28 protein-coding genes are annotated in these 17,777 nt (G+C 65.9%); all 28 read right to left on the bottom strand.

What is annotated here, in order from left to right:
• Positions 1-18: 18 nt before the first annotated feature.
• Positions 19-132: a 50S ribosomal protein L36 gene (gene rpmJ / locus E5082_RS00980; protein ID WP_003974245.1), complete on the bottom strand. Its 114-nt coding sequence runs from the start codon at positions 130-132 to the stop codon at positions 19-21.
• A gap of 60 nt (positions 133-192) precedes the next feature.
• Positions 193-414 carry a translation initiation factor IF-1 gene (gene infA / locus E5082_RS00975; protein ID WP_003948620.1) on the bottom strand — a complete coding sequence of 74 codons (222 nt, stop codon included), beginning with the start codon at positions 412-414 and terminating at the stop codon, positions 193-195.
• Positions 415-567: 153 nt separating this feature from the next.
• The gene (gene map / locus E5082_RS00970; RefSeq protein WP_135789396.1) at positions 568-1,404 is read right to left on the bottom strand and encodes a type I methionyl aminopeptidase; all 837 of its coding nucleotides are present in this window, start codon (positions 1,402-1,404) and stop codon (positions 568-570) included.
• Positions 1,405-1,507: 103 nt separating this feature from the next.
• On the bottom strand, positions 1,508-2,173 hold the full coding sequence (locus E5082_RS00965; RefSeq protein WP_135789395.1) for an adenylate kinase: 666 nt from the start codon (positions 2,171-2,173) through the stop codon (positions 1,508-1,510).
• On the bottom strand, positions 2,173-3,486 hold the full coding sequence (gene secY / locus E5082_RS00960; RefSeq protein WP_135783686.1) for a preprotein translocase subunit SecY: 1,314 nt from the start codon (positions 3,484-3,486) through the stop codon (positions 2,173-2,175). Before secY ends, E5082_RS00965 begins: the two co-directional genes overlap by 1 nt.
• A gap of 201 nt (positions 3,487-3,687) precedes the next feature.
• Positions 3,688-4,143 carry a 50S ribosomal protein L15 gene (gene rplO, locus E5082_RS00955; RefSeq protein ID WP_031180865.1) on the bottom strand — a complete coding sequence of 152 codons (456 nt, stop codon included), beginning with the start codon at positions 4,141-4,143 and terminating at the stop codon, positions 3,688-3,690.
• Positions 4,144-4,145: 2 nt separating this feature from the next.
• Entirely contained in the window at positions 4,146-4,328 is a 183-nt protein-coding gene (gene rpmD / locus E5082_RS00950) for a 50S ribosomal protein L30 (protein ID WP_003974250.1), read from the bottom strand.
• Positions 4,328-4,933 (bottom strand): 30S ribosomal protein S5, encoded by a 606-nt coding sequence (rpsE, locus tag E5082_RS00945; RefSeq protein ID WP_007494753.1) that lies wholly within the window; start codon positions 4,931-4,933, stop codon positions 4,328-4,330. The genes rpmD and rpsE overlap by 1 nt, the downstream gene beginning before the upstream one ends.
• 41 nt (positions 4,934-4,974) lie before the next feature.
• Positions 4,975-5,358 carry a 50S ribosomal protein L18 gene (rplR, locus tag E5082_RS00940; RefSeq protein WP_030811697.1) on the bottom strand — a complete coding sequence of 128 codons (384 nt, stop codon included), beginning with the start codon at positions 5,356-5,358 and terminating at the stop codon, positions 4,975-4,977.
• Between the two features lie 3 nt (positions 5,359-5,361).
• Complete coding sequence (rplF, locus tag E5082_RS00935) at positions 5,362-5,901, bottom strand: 50S ribosomal protein L6 (RefSeq protein WP_030811694.1); 540 nt, start codon at positions 5,899-5,901, stop codon at positions 5,362-5,364.
• Positions 5,902-5,925: 24 nt separating this feature from the next.
• Positions 5,926-6,324, bottom strand: coding sequence for a 30S ribosomal protein S8 (gene rpsH / locus E5082_RS00930; protein WP_030811690.1), 399 nt, complete (start codon positions 6,322-6,324; stop codon positions 5,926-5,928).
• Positions 6,325-6,536: 212 nt separating this feature from the next.
• On the bottom strand, positions 6,537-6,722 hold the full coding sequence (locus tag E5082_RS00920; RefSeq protein ID WP_003948630.1) for a type Z 30S ribosomal protein S14: 186 nt from the start codon (positions 6,720-6,722) through the stop codon (positions 6,537-6,539).
• Between the two features lie 5 nt (positions 6,723-6,727).
• Positions 6,728-7,285, bottom strand: coding sequence for a 50S ribosomal protein L5 (gene rplE, locus E5082_RS00915; protein WP_007494758.1), 558 nt, complete (start codon positions 7,283-7,285; stop codon positions 6,728-6,730).
• A complete protein-coding gene (rplX, locus tag E5082_RS00910; protein ID WP_018543913.1) occupies positions 7,285-7,608 on the bottom strand; it encodes a 50S ribosomal protein L24 in 324 nt (107 codons plus the stop codon). Before rplX ends, rplE begins: the two co-directional genes overlap by 1 nt.
• 2 nt (positions 7,609-7,610) lie before the next feature.
• Positions 7,611-7,979 (bottom strand): 50S ribosomal protein L14, encoded by a 369-nt coding sequence (rplN, locus tag E5082_RS00905; RefSeq protein WP_003992364.1) that lies wholly within the window; start codon positions 7,977-7,979, stop codon positions 7,611-7,613.
• Positions 7,980-8,226: 247 nt separating this feature from the next.
• Positions 8,227-8,511: a 30S ribosomal protein S17 gene (gene rpsQ / locus E5082_RS00900; RefSeq protein ID WP_030811683.1), complete on the bottom strand. Its 285-nt coding sequence runs from the start codon at positions 8,509-8,511 to the stop codon at positions 8,227-8,229.
• Positions 8,508-8,732 carry a 50S ribosomal protein L29 gene (rpmC, locus tag E5082_RS00895; RefSeq protein ID WP_007494763.1) on the bottom strand — a complete coding sequence of 75 codons (225 nt, stop codon included), beginning with the start codon at positions 8,730-8,732 and terminating at the stop codon, positions 8,508-8,510. The genes rpsQ and rpmC overlap by 4 nt, the downstream gene beginning before the upstream one ends.
• Positions 8,732-9,151, bottom strand: coding sequence for a 50S ribosomal protein L16 (gene rplP / locus E5082_RS00890; RefSeq protein WP_030811678.1), 420 nt, complete (start codon positions 9,149-9,151; stop codon positions 8,732-8,734). The genes rpmC and rplP overlap by 1 nt, the downstream gene beginning before the upstream one ends.
• Positions 9,152-9,156: 5 nt before the next feature.
• Complete coding sequence (gene rpsC / locus E5082_RS00885) at positions 9,157-9,987, bottom strand: 30S ribosomal protein S3 (RefSeq protein ID WP_030811675.1); 831 nt, start codon at positions 9,985-9,987, stop codon at positions 9,157-9,159.
• Entirely contained in the window at positions 9,987-10,334 is a 348-nt protein-coding gene (rplV, locus tag E5082_RS00880; RefSeq protein WP_003974262.1) for a 50S ribosomal protein L22, read from the bottom strand. The genes rpsC and rplV overlap by 1 nt, the downstream gene beginning before the upstream one ends.
• A gap of 44 nt (positions 10,335-10,378) precedes the next feature.
• Entirely contained in the window at positions 10,379-10,660 is a 282-nt protein-coding gene (gene rpsS, locus E5082_RS00875; RefSeq protein ID WP_030619138.1) for a 30S ribosomal protein S19, read from the bottom strand.
• A gap of 12 nt (positions 10,661-10,672) precedes the next feature.
• Positions 10,673-11,509 (bottom strand): 50S ribosomal protein L2, encoded by an 837-nt coding sequence (gene rplB / locus E5082_RS00870; RefSeq protein WP_086690003.1) that lies wholly within the window; start codon positions 11,507-11,509, stop codon positions 10,673-10,675.
• Positions 11,510-11,549: 40 nt separating this feature from the next.
• Positions 11,550-11,969 carry a 50S ribosomal protein L23 gene (rplW, locus tag E5082_RS00865; RefSeq protein ID WP_030811665.1) on the bottom strand — a complete coding sequence of 140 codons (420 nt, stop codon included), beginning with the start codon at positions 11,967-11,969 and terminating at the stop codon, positions 11,550-11,552.
• On the bottom strand, positions 11,969-12,625 hold the full coding sequence (rplD, locus tag E5082_RS00860; protein WP_030811662.1) for a 50S ribosomal protein L4: 657 nt from the start codon (positions 12,623-12,625) through the stop codon (positions 11,969-11,971). The genes rplW and rplD overlap by 1 nt, the downstream gene beginning before the upstream one ends.
• A gap of 5 nt (positions 12,626-12,630) precedes the next feature.
• Positions 12,631-13,275: a 50S ribosomal protein L3 gene (gene rplC, locus E5082_RS00855; RefSeq protein ID WP_030811658.1), complete on the bottom strand. Its 645-nt coding sequence runs from the start codon at positions 13,273-13,275 to the stop codon at positions 12,631-12,633.
• A 17-nt stretch (positions 13,276-13,292) separates the two neighbouring features.
• On the bottom strand, positions 13,293-13,601 hold the full coding sequence (rpsJ, locus tag E5082_RS00850; protein WP_003948644.1) for a 30S ribosomal protein S10: 309 nt from the start codon (positions 13,599-13,601) through the stop codon (positions 13,293-13,295).
• 691 nt (positions 13,602-14,292) lie between these two features.
• Positions 14,293-15,486: an elongation factor Tu gene (tuf, locus tag E5082_RS00845; protein WP_030811655.1), complete on the bottom strand. Its 1,194-nt coding sequence runs from the start codon at positions 15,484-15,486 to the stop codon at positions 14,293-14,295.
• Positions 15,487-15,628: 142 nt separating this feature from the next.
• Positions 15,629-17,755: an elongation factor G gene (gene fusA, locus E5082_RS00840; RefSeq protein WP_135789394.1), complete on the bottom strand. Its 2,127-nt coding sequence runs from the start codon at positions 17,753-17,755 to the stop codon at positions 15,629-15,631.
• Positions 17,756-17,777 lie beyond the last annotated feature (22 nt).

Raw genomic sequence — 17,777 nt, 5'->3', positions numbered from 1 at the left:
AGAGGGTTCGGCCCTGCGTCAGCCCTGGCGCTGCTTGTGGCGCGGGTTGTCGCAGATGACCATGACCCGGCCGTGACGGCGGATCACCCTGCACTTGTCGCAGATCTTCTTGACGCTCGGCTTGACCTTCATGGGGTGAGGTTCTCCGGGTCAGTGCCATCACCCCGGCGCGAACCGGGATGCGGGCAAGATCTACTTGTACCGGTAGACGATCCGGCCACGCGTCAGGTCGTACGGAGACAGCTCCACCACGACCCGGTCGTCAGGGAGGATGCGGATGTAGTGCATACGCATCTTGCCGCTGATGTGAGCCAGGACCTGGTGGCCGTTCTGGAGCTCGACCTTGAACATGGCGTTCGGCAGAGACTCGACGACAGTGCCCTCGATCTCGATGGCACCTTGCTTCTTGGCCACGCTTCGCCCTTCGAATCGACTACCTTGATCGACTCTCACGCTTTTCCCTTACGGGCGCATGCGGACATGCGGGTGCACGAGAGCCGACGAGTCAGTCTACGTCAGGCCACCCGGAAAAACGAATCGAAGGATTCTGCCCCATACCACTGATCCTTATGCGAGCGGATCAGGAGCGGCCGTGACGCCGTACTCGGCGAGCTTCGCCTTGCCGCCGTCCGGGGCCGTCAGGACCAGCGGGCCCTGGTCCGTGAGGGCCACCGAGTGTTCCCAGTGGGAGGACCAGGTGCCGTCCGTGGTGATGACGGTCCAGTCGTCCTCGAGGACCTTCGTGCGGGGGGTGCCGAGGGAGACCATGGGCTCGATGGCGAGGCAGAAGCCGGGGACCAGCTTGGGGCCCTTGCCGCGGCGCCGCTCGACGTAGTTCAGCAGGTGCGGGTCCATGTGCATCTCGGTGCCGATGCCGTGGCCGCCGTAGTCCTCGACGATGCCGTACTTGCCGCCGCCCGGCTTCGGCTGCCGGCGGATGTAGGTCTCGATCGCGCGGGAGATGTCGACCAGCCGGTTGCCCAGCTTCATCGCGGCGATCCCCGCCCACATCGATTCCTCGGTCACCCGCGACAGCTCGACCAGCTCCGGCGCGTGCCCCGAGCCGACGAAGGCGGTGTAGGCCGCGTCACCGTGCCAGCCGTCCACGATGGCGCCGCAGTCGATGGAGATGATGTCGCCGTCGTTCAGGACGACGTTCTCGGAGGGGATGCCGTGCACCACCACGTCGTTGACCGAGGTGCAGATGGTCGCGGGGAACCCGCCGTACCCGAGGAAGTTCGACTTCGCGCCGTGCTCGTCCAGCACCTTGCGCGCCACGTCGTCCAGATCCTTGGTGGACGCGCCGGGCACCGCCGCCTCGCGGGTGGCCGCGTGGATCGCGGCGACGACCAGGCCCGCCGCCCGCATCTTCGCGATCTGCTCGGGGGTCTTGATCTGCACCATGGGGGGCCTGCGCTCTCCGTCACTCGTCACCGACTGGGTTACCTGCACAACACTACGGCCGCGGCACCCACGTCGGGCACCGCGGCCGGAAGGACCGGGGGTCTTACTCGCTGCCGGCCTTCTCGCGCTTGAGTGCCTCCAGCGCCCGCTTGGTGATCTCCTCCACCGGGCCCAGGGCGGGGATCGTCACGACGAGCCCCTGCGCCTTGTAGTAGTCGATGATCGGCTCGGTCTGCGTGTGGTAGACCTCGAGCCGCTTGCGGACGGTGTCCTCGGAGTCGTCGTCGCGCTGGTACAGCTCGCCGTCACAGACGTCGCAGACGCCTTCCTTCTTCGACCCGCTGTACGTCACGTGGAACACGTGCGAGGAGTCGTTGCGGCAGATGCGCCGGCCGGCGATCCGCTTGACGACCTCTTCCTCCGGGACCTCCAGGTCCAGGACGGCGTCCAGCTTGATGCCCTTGCTCTGCAGCAGCTCGTCCAGCGCCTGGGCCTGGGAGACGTTGCGCGGGAAGCCGTCGAGCAGGAAGCCGTTCTTGGCGTCCGGCTGCTCCATGCGGTCCTTGGCCATGGCGATGGTGACCTCGTCCGGGACGAGGTTGCCCGCGTCCATGTAGGACTTGGCCAGCTTGCCCAGCTCCGTCTGCCGAGAGATGTTGAAGCGGAACAGGTCGCCCGTGGAGATGTGCGGTACGCCCAGCTTCTCGGCGAGACGGACGGCTTGCGTTCCCTTACCGGCACCCGGCGGCCCGACGAGGACGATACGCATCAGCGGAGGAACCCTTCGTAATTGCGCTGCTGGAGCTGGCTCTCGATCTGCTTCACCGTCTCGAGTCCGACACCCACGATGATCAGGATGCTGGTCCCGCCGAAGGGGAAGTTCTGACTTGCTCCGAAGCCAACCAACGCCATCGTCGGTACGAGAGCGATCAGACCCAGATACAGCGAGCCCGGCCAGGTGATCCTGTTGAGCACGTAACTGAGGTACTCAGCGGTCGGCCGGCCGGCCCGGATACCCGGAATGAAGCCACCATACTTCTTCATGTTGTCGGCGACTTCCTCGGGGTTGAAGGAGATCGCCACGTAGAAGAACGCGAAGAACACGATGAGAAGGAAGTACAGCGAGATGTAGATCGGGTGGTCGCCCTTGGTCAGGTTCGCCGTGATCCAGCGCTTCCAGCCCGAGTCGCCGCCGGCGAACTGCGCGATCAGTGCCGGGATGTAGAGCAGCGACGAGGCGAAGATGACCGGGATCACACCGGCCTGGTTGACCTTCAGCGGGATGTACGTCGACGTACCCCCGTAGGACCGGCGGCCGATCATCCGCTTGGCGTACTGCACCGGGATGCGGCGCTGGGCCTGCTCCACGAAGACCACGAGCGCGACCATGACCAGGCCGACCAGGATGACGGTGCCGAACTCGATCCAGCCGCCGGCCAGCGTGCCCTGCTTCTTGATGGCCCACAGCGCGGACGGGAAGGTCGCGGCGATCGAGATGAACATCAGGATCGACATGCCGTTGCCGATGCCGCGGTCGGTGATCAGCTCACCGAGCCACATCACCAGCGCCGTACCGGCGGTCATGCAGATCACCATGGTGATCGTGGTGAAGATCGCCTGGTCCGGGACGATGTTCCCGGCGACGGTGCAGCCGCTGAACAGCGCGCCGCTGCGGGCGGTGGCCACCAGGCCGGTGCCCTGCAGGATGGCGAGCGCCACGGTCAGGTAGCGGGTGTACTGCGTGATCTTCGCGGTGCCGGACTGACCCTCCTTCTTGAGGGCCTCCAGACGCGGGATCACCACCGTGAGGAGCTGAAGGATGATGCTCGCCGTGATGTACGGCATGATGCCGAGGGCGAAGATCGTGATCTGGAGCAGCGCTCCACCACTGAACATGTTGACCAGACCGAACAGGCCCTGGTTGCCGGAGGCCTCGGTCACGCAGGTCTGGACGGCCTTGTAATTGACGCCGGGGATCGGGATGTGGGTACCGACCCGGTAGACCACGATGATGCCCAGCGTGAAGAGCAGCTTCTTGCGCAGGTCGGGCGTCCTGAACGCCCGGGCGAACGCGGTGAGCACGGTGCCTCCTGCGACCCCCGCGCAACTGCGTCAAGGGTGACGGTCTAGAGGTTCGACGAATAAGTGGAAGGGAACAGCGCTGGCCACCTTACCGGCGACACCGCCCCCCTAGGAACGACCAACCGGGGATACCCCATTGTGGGGTATCCCCGGTCGGGATCGTCTACGTCATCGAGTGACCTTGAGGGACCCTTGAGGGCCTCAGACCAGCTCGGTGACCGTACCGCCGGCAGCGGTGATCTTCTCCTTGGCGGAACCGGAGACGGCGTCGACCGTCACCTGCAGCGCCACGGAGATCTCGCCCTGGCCCAGGACCTTGACGAGGCTGTTCTTGCGAACGGCACCCTTGGCCACCAGACCCTCGACGGTGACCTCGCCACCCTCGGGGTAGAGCGCGGCCAGCTTCTCGAGGTTCACGACCTGGAACTCGGTCTTGAACGGGTTCTTGAAGCCCTTCAGCTTCGGGAGACGCATGTGGAGGGGCATCTGGCCACCCTCGAAGCGCTCCGGAACCTGGTAACGGGCCTTCGTGCCCTTGGTACCACGACCGGCCGTCTTACCCTTCGACGCCTCACCACGACCGACACGGGTCTTGGCGGTCTTGGCGCCGGGGGCCGGACGGAGGTTGTGGATCTTGAGCGGGTTCTGCTCCGCCATGATCAGTCGACCTCCTCGACCGTCACGAGGTGGCGGACGGTGTGCACCATGCCGCGGAACTCGGGGCGGTCCTCCTTGACGACCTGCGTGTTGATCCCCTTGAGACCAAGGGAACGCAGGGTGTCGCGGTGGTTCTGCTTGCTGCCGATGTAGGACTTGACCTGCGTGATCTTGAGCTGTGCCATTACGCACCAGCCCCGGCACGCGCACGCAGCAGAGCCGCGGGGGCGACGTCCTCGAGCGGCAGACCGCGGCGGGCCGCGACCTCCTCGGGACGCTGCAGGCCCTTGAGGGCCGCCACGGTGGCGTGCACGATGTTGATCGCGTTGTCGGAGCCCAGGGACTTCGACAGGATGTCGTGGATACCGGCGCACTCGAGCACGGCACGCACCGGACCACCGGCGATAACACCGGTACCCGGGGACGCGGGCTTGAGCAGCACGACGCCGGCAGCCTTCTCACCCTGGATGGGGTGCGGGATGGTGCCCTGGATACGGGGGACCTTGAAGAAGTGCTTCTTGGCCTCCTCAACACCCTTGGCGATGGCGGCCGGCACCTCCTTGGCCTTGCCGTAACCGACACCCACGGTGCCGTCACCGTCGCCCACCACGACCAGCGCGGTGAAGCTGAAGCGACGACCACCCTTCACAACCTTGGCGACACGGTTGATCGCGACAACGCGCTCAACGTAAGCGGTCTTCTCGGCGGCGGCTGCGCCGCCGTCACGGCCCTTCCGGTCCCGCCGCTCGCCGCCACCGGCACCGCCACCGCGGCGCTGGGGTCCAGCCATTGGAATTACCTCTCTCTGTTTCCGCTAGCTACGGAACCGGCTCAGAACTTCAGGCCGGCTTCGCGGGCGGCGTCCGCCAGGGCGGCGATGCGCCCGGCGTACTGATTGCCACCACGGTCGAACACGACAGCCTCGACGCCGGCGGCCTTGGCACGCTCGGCGACCAGGGCGCCGACCTGCTTGGCCTGCGCCGACTTGTCGCCCTCGCCGCTCCGGACCGACGCGTCCAGCGTGGACGCGGAGGCCAGGGTGTGGCCCTTGAGGTCGTCGATCACCTGCGCCACGATGTGACGGTTGGAGCGGGTCACGACCAGACGCGGACGCTCCGCCGTACCGGAGATGTTCTTGCGAATCCGGATGTGGCGGCGCTTGATCGCGGCGCGCTTGTAGGCGTCGCCCTTGAGGATCTTCTGTCCGTATGCCATGGCTTACTTACCCGCCTTTCCGACCTTGCGGCGGATGACTTCGCCCTCGTACTTGACACCCTTGGCCTTGTACGGGTCGGGCTTGCGCAGCTTGCGGATGTTGGCCGCAACCTCGCCGACCTTCTGCTTGTCGATGCCCTCGACCTGGAAGCGGGTCGGGCTCTCCACCTTGAAGGTGATGCCCTCGGGCGCCTCGACGACGATCGGGTGGCTGTAGCCGAGCGCGAACTCGAGGTTCGAGCCCTTGGCCGTGACGCGGTAACCGACACCGCTGATCTCGAGCTTCTTCACGTAACCCTGGGTCACGCCGGTGATCATGTTCGCCACCAGCGTGCGGGACAGGCCGTGCAGGGCCTTGTTCTGACGCTCGTCGTTGGGACGGGTCACCGCGAGGGTGCCGTCCTCATCCCTGACGATGTCGATCGGCGCGACGACGGTGTGGGTCAGCGAGCCCTTGGGGCCCTTGACCGCGACCGTACGGCCGTCGATGGTGACGTCCACGCCGGCGGGAACCGTGATGGGGAGCTTGCCAATACGCGACATAGCTGTTTCCTCCGTTCCCTTCCGTTACCAGACGTAGGCGAGGACTTCCCCACCCACGCCCTTCTTGCCGGCCTGCTTGTCGGTGAGGAGACCGTGCGACGTGGAGATGATCGCCACGCCCAGGCCGCCGAGCACCTTCGGCAGGTTGGTGGACTTCGCGTAAACCCGGAGACCGGGCTTGGAGATGCGCTTGATCCCCGCGATGGAGCGCTCACGGTTGGGGCCGAACTTCAGCTCCAGGACGAGGTTCTTGCCGACCTCGGCGTCCTCGACCTTCCAGCCCGTGATGAAGCCCTCCTGCTGGAGGATCTCTGCGATGTGAGACTTGATCTTCGAGGACGGCATCGTCACGGAGTCGTGGTATGCCGAGTTCGCGTTCCGCAGACGCGTAAGCATGTCTGCGATCGGATCAGTCATGGTCATGAATTGGCCTTCGGCCTCTCTCGCCGGGGTTTCCTGGTGCGCCATCCCTCTCCCCGATCCGAGACGGGACGGGTGCGGCGCGGTGGACCTACGGCGTAGTAAGTCGTACGGGCGCGACAGACGCCCGACCCCGCAAGCCTACGGCATGTGGGGGCGGGCCCCTGTCGACCCAGTTGCTTACCGAGAGCTTCAGGAATCCCTGTTTAAGGGGATTACCAGGAGCTCTTGGTCACGCCCGGCAGCTCGCCACGGTGAGCCATCTCACGAAGGCACACGCGGCAGAGGCCGAACTTGCGGTACACGGAGTGCGGACGGCCGCAGCGCTGGCAGCGCGTGTAGCCACGCACACCGAACTTGGGCTTGCGAGCAGCCTTAGCGATAAGAGCCTTCTTCGCCATCTCGCTCACGCCTCCTTGAACGGGAAGCCGAGGTGACGAAGGAGCGCGCGGCCCTCAGCGTCGTTGGTCGCCGTGGTGACCACGGTGATGTCCATACCCCGGACGCGGTCGATCTTGTCCTGGTCGATCTCGTGGAACATGACCTGCTCCGTGAGACCGAAGGTGTAGTTGCCACGGCCGTCGAACTGCTTGGGGGACAGGCCGCGGAAGTCGCGGATGCGCGGAAGCGCCAGCGACAGGGTGCGGTCCAGGAACTCCCACATGCGGTCGCCACGGAGCGTGACGTGGGCACCGATCGGCTGACCCTCGCGCAGCTTGAACTGCGCGATGGACTTGCGGGCCTTGGTGACGGCCGGCTTCTGACCGGTGATCGTGGTGAGGTCGCGGATGGCGCCCTCGATCAGCTTGGAGTCGCGGGCGGCGTCGCCCACACCCATGTTGACCACGATCTTGACGAGGCCGGGGATCTGCATGACGTTCTCGTACTTGAACTCGTCACGCAGCTTGCCCGCGATCTCCTCGCGGTACTTCGTCTTCAGACGCGGAGTGGTGGTGGTAGCCATCAGATGTCCTCACCCGTCCGCTTGGCAACGCGGATCTTGTTGCCTTCGTCGTCGAAGCGGTAGCCGACACGCGTGACGACCTTGTTGCCATCCTTCTCAACGACCAGCTGGACGTTGGAGACGTGGATGGGCGCCTCGGTCGTGACGATGCCGCCCGCCTGCGAACCGCTGGCGGTGGGGCCGGCCTTGGTGTGCTTCTTGACCCGGTTGACACCCTCGACCAGGACACGCTCGTCGCGCGGGTAAGCGGCAATGACCTTGCCCTGCTTGCCCTTGTCCTTGCCGGTGATGACCTGGACCAGGTCGCCCTTCTTGATCTTCATGCTTACAGCACCTCCGGCGCGAGCGAGATGATCTTCATGAACTTCTTCTCGCGCAGCTCACGGCCGACGGGGCCGAAGATACGGGTGCCGCGAGGGTCGCCGTCGTTCTTGAGAATGACAGCGGCGTTCTCGTCGAAGCGGATGTACGAGCCGTCCGGACGGCGGCGCTCCTTGACGGTGCGAACGATGACCGCCTTGATGACGTCACCCTTCTTCACGTTGCCGCCGGGGATCGCGTCCTTGACGGTGGCGACGATGACGTCACCGATGCCCGCGTAGCGGCGACCGGAGCCACCGAGCACACGGATGCAAAGGATCTCCTTCGCACCAGTGTTGTCGGCGACACGCAGCCGCGACTCCTGCTGGATCACGTCTATCTCCTGTTTGTCTGCCGGTTCCCTCCGGGGGTTGAGCCCGGAGAGCCTGGCGGAACTCTCCTGCGGGTGAACTCCCGCAGGAATTACATGGCCGCCCGGCGGGCCGCGTGAGTCACACACGCGCCAAGCGCTGGTGATTCACGCAGCCCCACCGGTTTCCCGGCGAGGGGGCCCGTGAGTCGACTCACGGAGCCCCTCGCCGAGACGGCGAATCTATCTGCGGGTCAAAGCCCCGCAGGGATTACTTGGCCTTCTCGAGGATCTCGACGATGCGCCAGCGCTTCGTCGAGGACAGCGGCCGGGTCTCCGCGAGGAGGACACGGTCGCCGACGCCGGCGGCGTTCTGCTCGTCGTGGGCCTTGAGCTTGTTCGTACGGCGGATGACCTTGCCGTACAGCGCGTGCTTCACGCGGTCCTCGACGGCGACGACGACGGTCTTGTCCATCTTGTCGCTGACGACGAGACCCTCACGGGTCTTGCGGAAGCCGCGGGCCTCTGCGTTCTCAGTCACGTTCTTCTCGCTCATGCGTTCTCCACCGTCTCGATGCCCAGCTCACGCTCGCGCATCAGGGTGTAGATCCGCGCGATGTCCTTGCGGACCGCCTTCAGACGGCCGTGGTTCTCGAGCTGACCAGTCGCCGCCTGGAAGCGGAGATTGAACAGCTCTTCCTTGGCCTCGCGGAGCTTCGCAAGAAGCTCCTCGTTGCCCAGCTCGCGCAGCTCGGACGCCTTGGTACCGGCCGACATCACGCTTCACCTGCCTCGCGCTTGACGATCCGGCACTTCATCGGCAGCTTGTGGGCCGCACGAGTGAGGGCCTCACGCGCAATCTTCTCGTTGGGGTACGACAGCTCGAACATGACGCGTCCGGGCTTGACGTTGGCGATCCACCACTCCGGGGAACCCTTACCGGAACCCATGCGGGTCTCGGCAGGCTTCTTGGTGAGGGGACGGTCCGGGTAGATGTTGATCCAGACCTTGCCGCCACGCTTGATGTGGCGGGTCATGGCGATACGAGCCGCTTCGATCTGACGGTTCGTCACATACGCCGGGGTCAGCGCCTGGATGCCGTACTCGCCGAACGCGACCTGCGTGCCACCCTTGGCCATACCACTGCGCTTCGGGTGGTGCTGCTTGCGGTGCTTGACCCTACGGGGGATCAGCATGACGGTCAGGCCTCCGTTCCGGTGCTCTCAGCCGGAGCGGCGGCAGCGGGAGCCTCGGCCTTGGGGGCCTCGGCGCCGGCAGCCTGCTGCGGCTTGCGACCGCGCCCGCCACGCTCGCCACCACGGCCACCACGGGCCGGGCGGTCGGCGCCGCCACGGGCCGGGCGGTTACCCGCACGGGCCGCAGCGTTCTCGGCGCGGACCTCGGCGATGTTCTTGACGTCGCCCTTGTAGATCCAGACCTTCACGCCGATGCGGCCGAAGGTCGTCTTGGCCTCGAAGAAGCCGTAGTCCACGTTCGCGCGGAGCGTGTGCAGGGGCACACGGCCCTCGCGGTAGAACTCCGAGCGGGACATCTCGGCGCCACCGAGGCGGCCACCGCACTGGATCTTGATGCCCTTGGCGCCGGCCTTCATCGCCGACTGCATGCTCTTGCGCATGGCACGGCGGAAGGAGACACGCGAGGAAAGCTGCTCGGCGACGGCCTGGGCCACGAGCTGAGCGTCCGTCTCGGGGTTCTTGACCTCGAGGATGTTCAGCTGGACCTGCTTGCCCGTCAGCTTCTCCAGCTGACCGCGGATCTTGTCGGCCTCCGCACCGCGGCGGCCGATGACGATGCCCGGACGCGCGGTGTGGATGTCGACGCGGACACGGTCACGGGTGCGCTCGATCTCCACCTTGGAGATGCCCGCGCGCTCCATGCCCTGCGTCAGCATGCGACGGATGGCCACGTCTTCCTTGACGTAGTCCTTGTACAGCTTGTCGGCGTACCAACGCGACTTGAAGTCGGTCGTGACACCGAGCCGGAACCCGTGCGGGTTTACCTTCTGGCCCATTACCGGGTTCCTTCCTTGCTGCTGACGACCACGGTGATGTGGCTGGTCCGCTTGCGGATCCGGTAGGCACGGCCCTGGGCGCGCGGCCGGAACCGCTTCAGGGTCGGGCCCTCGTCGACGTAGGCCTCGGAAATGAAGAGGCTGTCGGCGTCGGTGTGGTCGTAGTTGTGCGCGGCGTTGGCGATGGCGCTGTCGAGCACCTTGCCGACCGGCACGGAGGCTGCCTGCGGAGCGAATCGCAGAACAGCCTGAGCCTCCGTGGCATCCATGCCACGGATAAGGTCCACCACGCGGCGGGCCTTCATGGGCGTAACGCGGATGTACCGCGCCTGGGCCCTGGCTTCCATGGTTGTCCCTCTCAGTTACTTACGTGTCTGAATGCGATCCGCTACTAGCGGCGCTTCGACTTCCGGTCGTCCTTGACGTGGCCGCGGAAGGTGCGGGTCGGCGAGAACTCGCCGAGCTTGTGGCCGACCATCGACTCGGTGACGAACACCGGGATGTGGGTCTTGCCGTTGTGCACCGCGATCGTGTGGCCCAGCATCGCCGGGACGATCATCGAGCGACGGGACCAGGTCTTGATGACGTTCTTGGAACCGGCTTCGTTCTGGACGTCCACCTTCTTGATCAGGTGGTCGTCGACGAAGGGTCCCTTCTTCAAGCTACGAGGCATCTCAACCCGTCCTTAGCGCTTCTTGTTCGTCTTGCGGCGGCGGACGATGTACTTGTTCGACGCCTTCTTGGGCGAACGAGTACGGCCTTCCTTCTTGCCCCACGGGGACACAGGGTGGCGACCACCGGAGGTCCGGCCCTCACCACCACCGTGCGGGTGGTCGACCGGGTTCATGACCACACCACGGACGGTCGGGCGAACGCCCAGCCACCGCTTACGGCCGGCCTTACCCCAGTTGATGTTGCTCTGCTCGGCGTTGCCGACCTCACCGACGGTGGCGCGGCAGCGCACGTCGACGAGACGGATCTCGCCGGACGGCATGCGGAGGTGGGCCATGGAGCCCTCCTTCGCAAGGAGCTGCACGGACGCACCGGCGGAGCGGGCGAACTTGGCACCGCCACCGGGACGGAGCTCGATCGCGTGGATCGTGGTACCGACCGGGATGTTGCGGAGCGCCAGGTTGTTGCCCGGCTTGATGTCGGCGCCCGGACCGTTCTCGACGCGGTCGCCCTGCTGCAGGTTGCGCGGGGCGAGGATGTAGCGCTTCTCGCCGTCCGCGTAGTGCAGCAGCGCGATGCGCGCGGTGCGGTTGGGGTCGTACTCGATGTGCGCGACCTTCGCCGGCACGCCGTCCTTGTCGTGACGACGGAAGTCGATCACTCGGAAGGCGCGCTTGTGTCCGCCACCCTGGTGGCGAACGGTCACACGACCGGCGTTGTTACGGCCGCCCTTGCTGTGCAGGGGGCGGACCAGCGACTTCTCCGGCGTGGACCGCGTGACCTCGACGAAGTCGGCGACGCTGGCGCCACGACGGCCCGGCGTAGTCGGCTTGTACTTGCGGATTCCCATTTCTCAGTCCTCGTCCGATATCGGACGATCCAGACCGCCGTCAGGCGGTCGGACCGCCGAAGATGTCGATACGGTCGCCCTCGGCGAGGGTCACGATCGCACGCTTGCTGCCGGCACGCTGACCGAAACCGGTCTTCGTGCGCTTGCGCTTGCCCTGGCGGTTGATCGTGTTGACCCCGGTGACCTTGACGTCGAAGACCGCCTGGACGGCCTGCTTGATCTGGGTCTTGTTGGCGTTGGGGGCGACGATGAACGTGTACTTGCCCTCGTCGAGGAGCGCGTAGCTCTTCTCCGAGACGACCGGCTTGAGCAGCACGTCACGGGGGTCCGTGAAGGACTTGCTCAGCGGGGTCTCGACGGTGTTCTTGCCCTCGGTGGCGTGACGCTTCGCCTTGGCGACGCGCGCGGCCTTGGCGGCCTTGGCGGCCTTCGAGGCGATGCTCGGGTGGCGCGTAGCCATCAGGCTTCGCTCCCTTCGGTGTCATTGGCCTTCGGGCCGGACACGAAGGACTCGAAAGCGGCCTGGGTGAAGACCACGTCGTCCGAGACGAGAACGTCGTACGTGTTCAGCTGGCCCGGCTCCAGGATGTGGACCTGGGGCAGGTTGCGCGCGGAAAGCAGCGCGGCCTCGTCGGAGCGCTCGATGACCAGGAGCACGTTCTTGCGCTCGCTGACCTTGCCGAGGAAGCTCTTCGCGGCCTTGGTGGAGGGGGTGTCGCCCTCGACCACGCCGGTGATGACGTGGATACGAGCGTTGCGGGCCCGGTCGGTGAGGGCGTGGCGCAGGGCCGCGGCCTTCATCTTCTTGGGGGTCCGCTGCGAGTAGTCACGCGGCGTGGGGCCGTGGACGACGCCACCGCCGGCGAACTGCGGCGCACGGGTCGAACCCTGGCGCGCGCGGCCGGTGCCCTTCTGACGGTAGGGCTTCCTACCGCCACCGCGGACCTCGCCACGACGCTTGACCTTGTGCGTGCCCTGACGGGCGGCGGCAAGCTGCGCGACGACGACCTGGTGAAGCAGCGGAACGCTGATCTTCTCGACGTCGAAGATCTCGGCCGGGAGCTCTACGGTCCCGGCGTTGTCGCCGGAGGGCGACAGAATGTCAATGGTGCTCATAGTCCTCAGGCCCCCTTGGCCGCGGTGCGGACCAGGACGAGGCCGCCGTTCGGACCAGGAACCGCGCCCTTGATGAGGAGCAGGCCCTTCTCCGCGTCAACGGCGTGAACGGTCAGGTTCTGGGTGGTGACCCGCTCGTTGCCCATGCGACCCGCCATGCGCATGCCCTTGAAGACACGACCGGGGGTGGCACAGCCACCGATGGAACCGGGCATGCGGTGCACACGGTGGGCACCGTGGGACGCCTTGCCACCCTTGAAGTTGTGGCGCTTCATGACACCGGCGAAGCCCTTGCCCTTGCTCTTCGCGGTGACGTCGACCTTGACGCCCGACTCGAAGACCTCGGCAGTGATCTCCTGGCCCAGCGTGTAGTCGCTGGCGTCGGAGGTGCGGAGCTCCACCAGGTGGCGGCGCGGGGTGACGTCGGCCTTGGCGAAGTGGCCCTTGAGGGGCTTGTTCACCTTGCGCGGGTCGATCTCGCCGAAGGCGATCTGGACCGACTCGTAGCCGTCGACGTCGTTCGTACGGACCTGGGTGACGACGTTGGGGCCGGCCTTGACGACGGTGACCGGAACAACACGGTTGTTCTCGTCCCACACCTGCGTCATGCCGAGCTTCTCGCCCAGGATGCCCTTGATCTGCTTAGCCATTCTCAGATCACCGACCCTTAGAGCTTGATCTCGATGTCGACACCGGCCGGGAGGTCGAGTCGCATCAGGGAGTCAACGGTCTTGGGCGTCGGGTCGAGGATGTCGATCAGGCGCTTGTGCGTGCGCATCTCGAAGTGCTCGCGCGAGTCCTTGTACTTGTGCGGCGACTTGATGACGCAGTACACGTTCTTCTCAGTGGGCAGCGGCACCGGGCCCGCGACCGACGCACCAGTGCGGGTCACCGTCTCGACGATCTTCTTCGCCGAGGAGTCGATGACCTCGTGGTCGTAGGCCTTGAGCCGGATGCGGATCTTCTGTCCCGCCATGGCTACTCAGTAGTCCTGTCTTCTCTCACGCTCTGGAACCCGGCAGTTTCACACTGCCTTCTCTCCGACCCACGCGGTCGGGCGTGTCGCACTGCCGCTGACGCGGATGCCCATCACTGGAACATCCCTCCAGGGAATGCACACGGCCCTGCCGGAACCGCGGGCCGGGGGCGGAAGGCCCACCGGGCGCCTGGTCGGTATTGCGCCCACGCTTCCCGGAAGATTCCCGTACGTCCAACCCCAGGGGGTTGACGAGTACTGTGGGACTCGCTTCCGGTCCTCCCGGCGGGAGGCGCGCAGCATCAACACTCGACCGAGCAACTCGGACAGTCTGCCATATGGCCTACCCCCCTGGCCAATCGAGCCGAGTAGATTACCCCGATAGTGACGCAGGTCAAACTCCCCGCGCCCTCGGTCTCCCTCTCAACTCCCGCCAGGTGAAGGCGAACCGGCCACGAAGCAGGACGAAGTAACGGAAACTGCGGCCGGGGACACCGGCGCTGTCCACGGCCGTCCGTCCACGGGCAGTTGGTGCCCACCCCTGTGGTCCCGACCCACTCCCCCGCTTCAACGCCCTGTGCGGCGCCTGGGCGTCGCTGTACGCCCCGCTCACGGAACAGCAGAGAGGCCCGCGCGACCGGAGTCGTGCGGGCCTCTCTGGGTCAGTCAACGACCCTCAAGCAAGGGGTACTTACTTGACGATCTTGGTGACCTGGCCGGCGCCCACCGTGCGGCCACCCTCGCGGATGGCGAACTTCAGGCCCTCTTCCATGGCGACGGGCTGGATGAGCGAAACGGTCATCTCAGTGTTGTCGCCCGGCATGACCATCTCGGTGCCCTCGGGGAGGGTCACGACGCCGGTCACGTCCGTGGTGCGGAAGTAGAACTGCGGGCGGTAGTTGTTGAAGAACGGCGTGTGGCGGCCACCCTCGTCCTTGGACAGGATGTAGGCCTGGGCCTCGAACTCGGTGTGCGGGGTGACCGAACCGGGCTTGATGATGACCTGGCCGCGCTCGACGTCCTCGCGCTTGATGCCGCGGAGCAGCAGACCGACGTTCTCACCGGCCTGGCCCTCGTCGAGCAGCTTGCGGAACATCTCGATGCCGGTGACCGTGGTGGTGGTCTTCTCCGGCTTGATGCCCACGATGTCGACGGTCTCGTTGACCTTGAGGACACCACGCTCGATACGACCGGTGACGACGGTGCCACGACCGGTGATCGTGAAGACGTCCTCGATCGGCATCAGGAACGGCTTGTCGACGTCGCGCTCGGGCTGCGGGATGTTCTCGTCCACGGCCTTCATGAGCTCGAGGACGGTGTTGCCCCACTCCTTGTCGCCCTCGAGCGCCTTGAGCGCCGAGACCTTGACGACCGGCAGGTCGTCGCCCGGGAACTCGTACTCGGAGAGGAGCTCACGGACCTCGAGCTCGACGAGCTCCAGGATCTCCTCGTCGTCCACCATGTCGGCCTTGTTCAGGGCGACGACGATGTACGGAACGCCGACCTGGCGGGCCAGGAGCACGTGCTCCTTGGTCTGCGGCATCGGGCCGTCGGTGGCGGCGACCACGAGGATCGCGCCGTCCATCTGCGCGGCACCGGTGATCATGTTCTTGATGTAGTCCGCGTGACCGGGGCAGTCGACGTGGGCGTAGTGACGCGTCTCGGTCTGGTACTCGACGTGCGCGATCGAGATGGTGATACCGCGCTGGCGCTCCTCAGGAGCCTTGTCGATCTGGTCGAAGGCCGAGGCCTCGTTCAGGTCCGGGTACGCGTCGTGCAGCACCTTGGTAATGGCGGCCGTGAGGGTCGTCTTACCGTGGTCGATGTGACCGATGGTGCCGATGTTGACGTGCGGCTTAGTCCGCTCGAACTTCGCCTTCGCCACTGGGTCCTCCTGTGGAGTGGTTCTGGTACGCCTTACTCATCGGCGCCAGGTGATCTTTGCTGGGATGCCGCCCGCCGGGATCTTTCCGAGTGGTCCGACCCCGACGGTCGGTGTCAAGCCTAAAGCGTGTAAACGGGGTGCGTTACTCGCCCTTGGCCTTCGCGATGATCTCCTCGGCGACGTTCCGGGGAACCTCGGCGTAGGAGTCGAACTGCATCGAGTAGCTTGCGCGACCCGAGGTCTTGCTGCGGAGGTCTCCGACGTAGCCGAACATCTCCGAGAGGGGCACGAGGCCCTTCACGACGCGGGCACCGGCCCGCTCCTCCATGGCCTGGATCTGGCCACGGCGGGAGTTGATGTCGCCGATGACCTCACCCATGTAGTCCTCGGGCGTGGTGACCTCGACGGCCATCATGGGCTCGAGGAGCACGGGCGAAGCCTTGCGCGCGGCCTCCTTGAAGGCCTGCGAACCGGCGATCTTGAAGGCGAGCTCGGAGGAGTCGACCTCGTGGTAGCCACCGTCGAGAAGAATGACGCGGACGCCCGTCATCTCGTAGCCGGCCAGGATGCCGAACTGCATGGCCTCCTGCGCACCGGCGTCCACCGAAGGGATGTACTCCTTCGGGATGCGGCCACCGGTGACCTTGTTCACGAACTCGTACGACGCGTCGCCGCCCTCGATGGGCTCGATCGCGATCTGCACCTTCGCGAACTGACCGGTACCACCGGTCTGCTTCTTGTGGGTGTAGTCGTGACGCTCGACGCCCTTGCGGATCGTCTCGCGGTACGCGACCTGCGGCTTGCCGACGTTTGCCTCGACCTTGAACTCACGGCGCATGCGGTCGACCAGCACCTCGAGGTGCAGCTCGCCCATACCGCCGATGATGGTCTGGCCGGTCTCCTCGTCCGAGTGGACCTGGAAGGAGGGGTCCTCCTCCGCGAGACGCTGGATGGCGACACCCAGCTTCTCCTGGTCACCCTTGGACTTGGGCTCGATGGCGACCTGGATCACCGGCGCCGGGAAGTCCATGGACTCCAGGATCACCGGGTTCTTGTCGTCGGACAGCGTCTCACCGGTGGTGGTCTGCTTCAGGCCCATGACGGCGACGATGTCGCCGGCGCCCACCGACTCGATCTCCTCACGCTTGTTCGCGTGCATGCGGTAGATCTTGCCGATGCGCTCCTTCTTGCCCTTGACGGAGTTCAGCACCGAGGTGCCGGACTCCAGGCGGCCCGAGTAGACCCGGACGAAGGTGAGCTTGCCCAGGTGCGGGTCGCTCATGATCTTGAACGCGAGCGCGGACAGCGGCTCGTCCTCGGACGGCTTGCGCTTGACGACGACCTCGGGGTCCTTGACGTCGTGGCCCTCGATGGCCTCGACGTCGAGCGGGGTCGGCAGGTAGCGCACGACCGCGTCGAGCAGGGGCTGGACGCCCTTGTTCTTGAACGCGGTACCGCAGAACACCGGGGTGACCGTGGTGCCCTCGGACTTGCCGGACGCGATGGTGATACGACGGATCGCGGCGTACAGCTGCTCCTCGGTGGGCTCCTCGCCCTCCAGGTACAGCTCCATGATCTCTTCGTCGTTCTCCGCGACGGCCTCGACCAGCTTGGCGCGCCATTCCTCGGCGGCCTCGGTGTGCGTGGCCGGGATGTCGACGGTGTCGTACATCTCGCCCTTGGCCGCCTCGGCGGACCACACGAGCGCCTTCATGCGGACCAGGTCGATGACGCCCTTGAAGTCCGCCTCGGCACCGATCGGGAGCTGCATGACGAGCGGCTGGGCGCCCAGGCGGTCCGAGATCATGTCCACACAGCGGTGGAACTCGGCGCCGGTACGGTCCAGCTTGTTGACGAAGCAGATGCGCGGCACGCCGTAACGGTCGGCCTGACGCCACACCGTCTCGGACTGCGGCTCCACACCGGCGACACCGTCGAACACCGTCACGGCGCCGTCGAGCACGCGGAGCGAACGCTCCACCTCGACGGTGAAGTCGACGTGACCCGGGGTGTCGATGATGTTGATGGTGTAGTCACTGCCCTCGAGAGGCCAGTGGCAGGTCGTCGCAGCGGACGTGATCGTGATGCCACGCTCCTGCTCCTGCTCCATCCAGTCCATCGTGGCGGCGCCGTCGTGGACCTCACCGATCTTGTACGACACACCGGTGTAGAACAGGATCCGCTCGGTGGTGGTCGTCTTGCCCGCGTCGATGTGGGCCATGATCCCGATGTTGCGGACCCTGGCCAGGTCAAGTGAAGTGGTAGCCATAAGGCTTCAGTCTTCTCTCGGT

The sequence above is a fragment of the Streptomyces griseoluteus genome (genome assembly GCF_004784465.1).
Taxonomy (GTDB): domain Bacteria; phylum Actinomycetota; class Actinomycetes; order Streptomycetales; family Streptomycetaceae; genus Streptomyces; species Streptomyces griseoluteus.
Note: the sequence above shows the minus strand (reverse complement) of the source record. Positions and strands in the feature narration are given on the sequence as shown.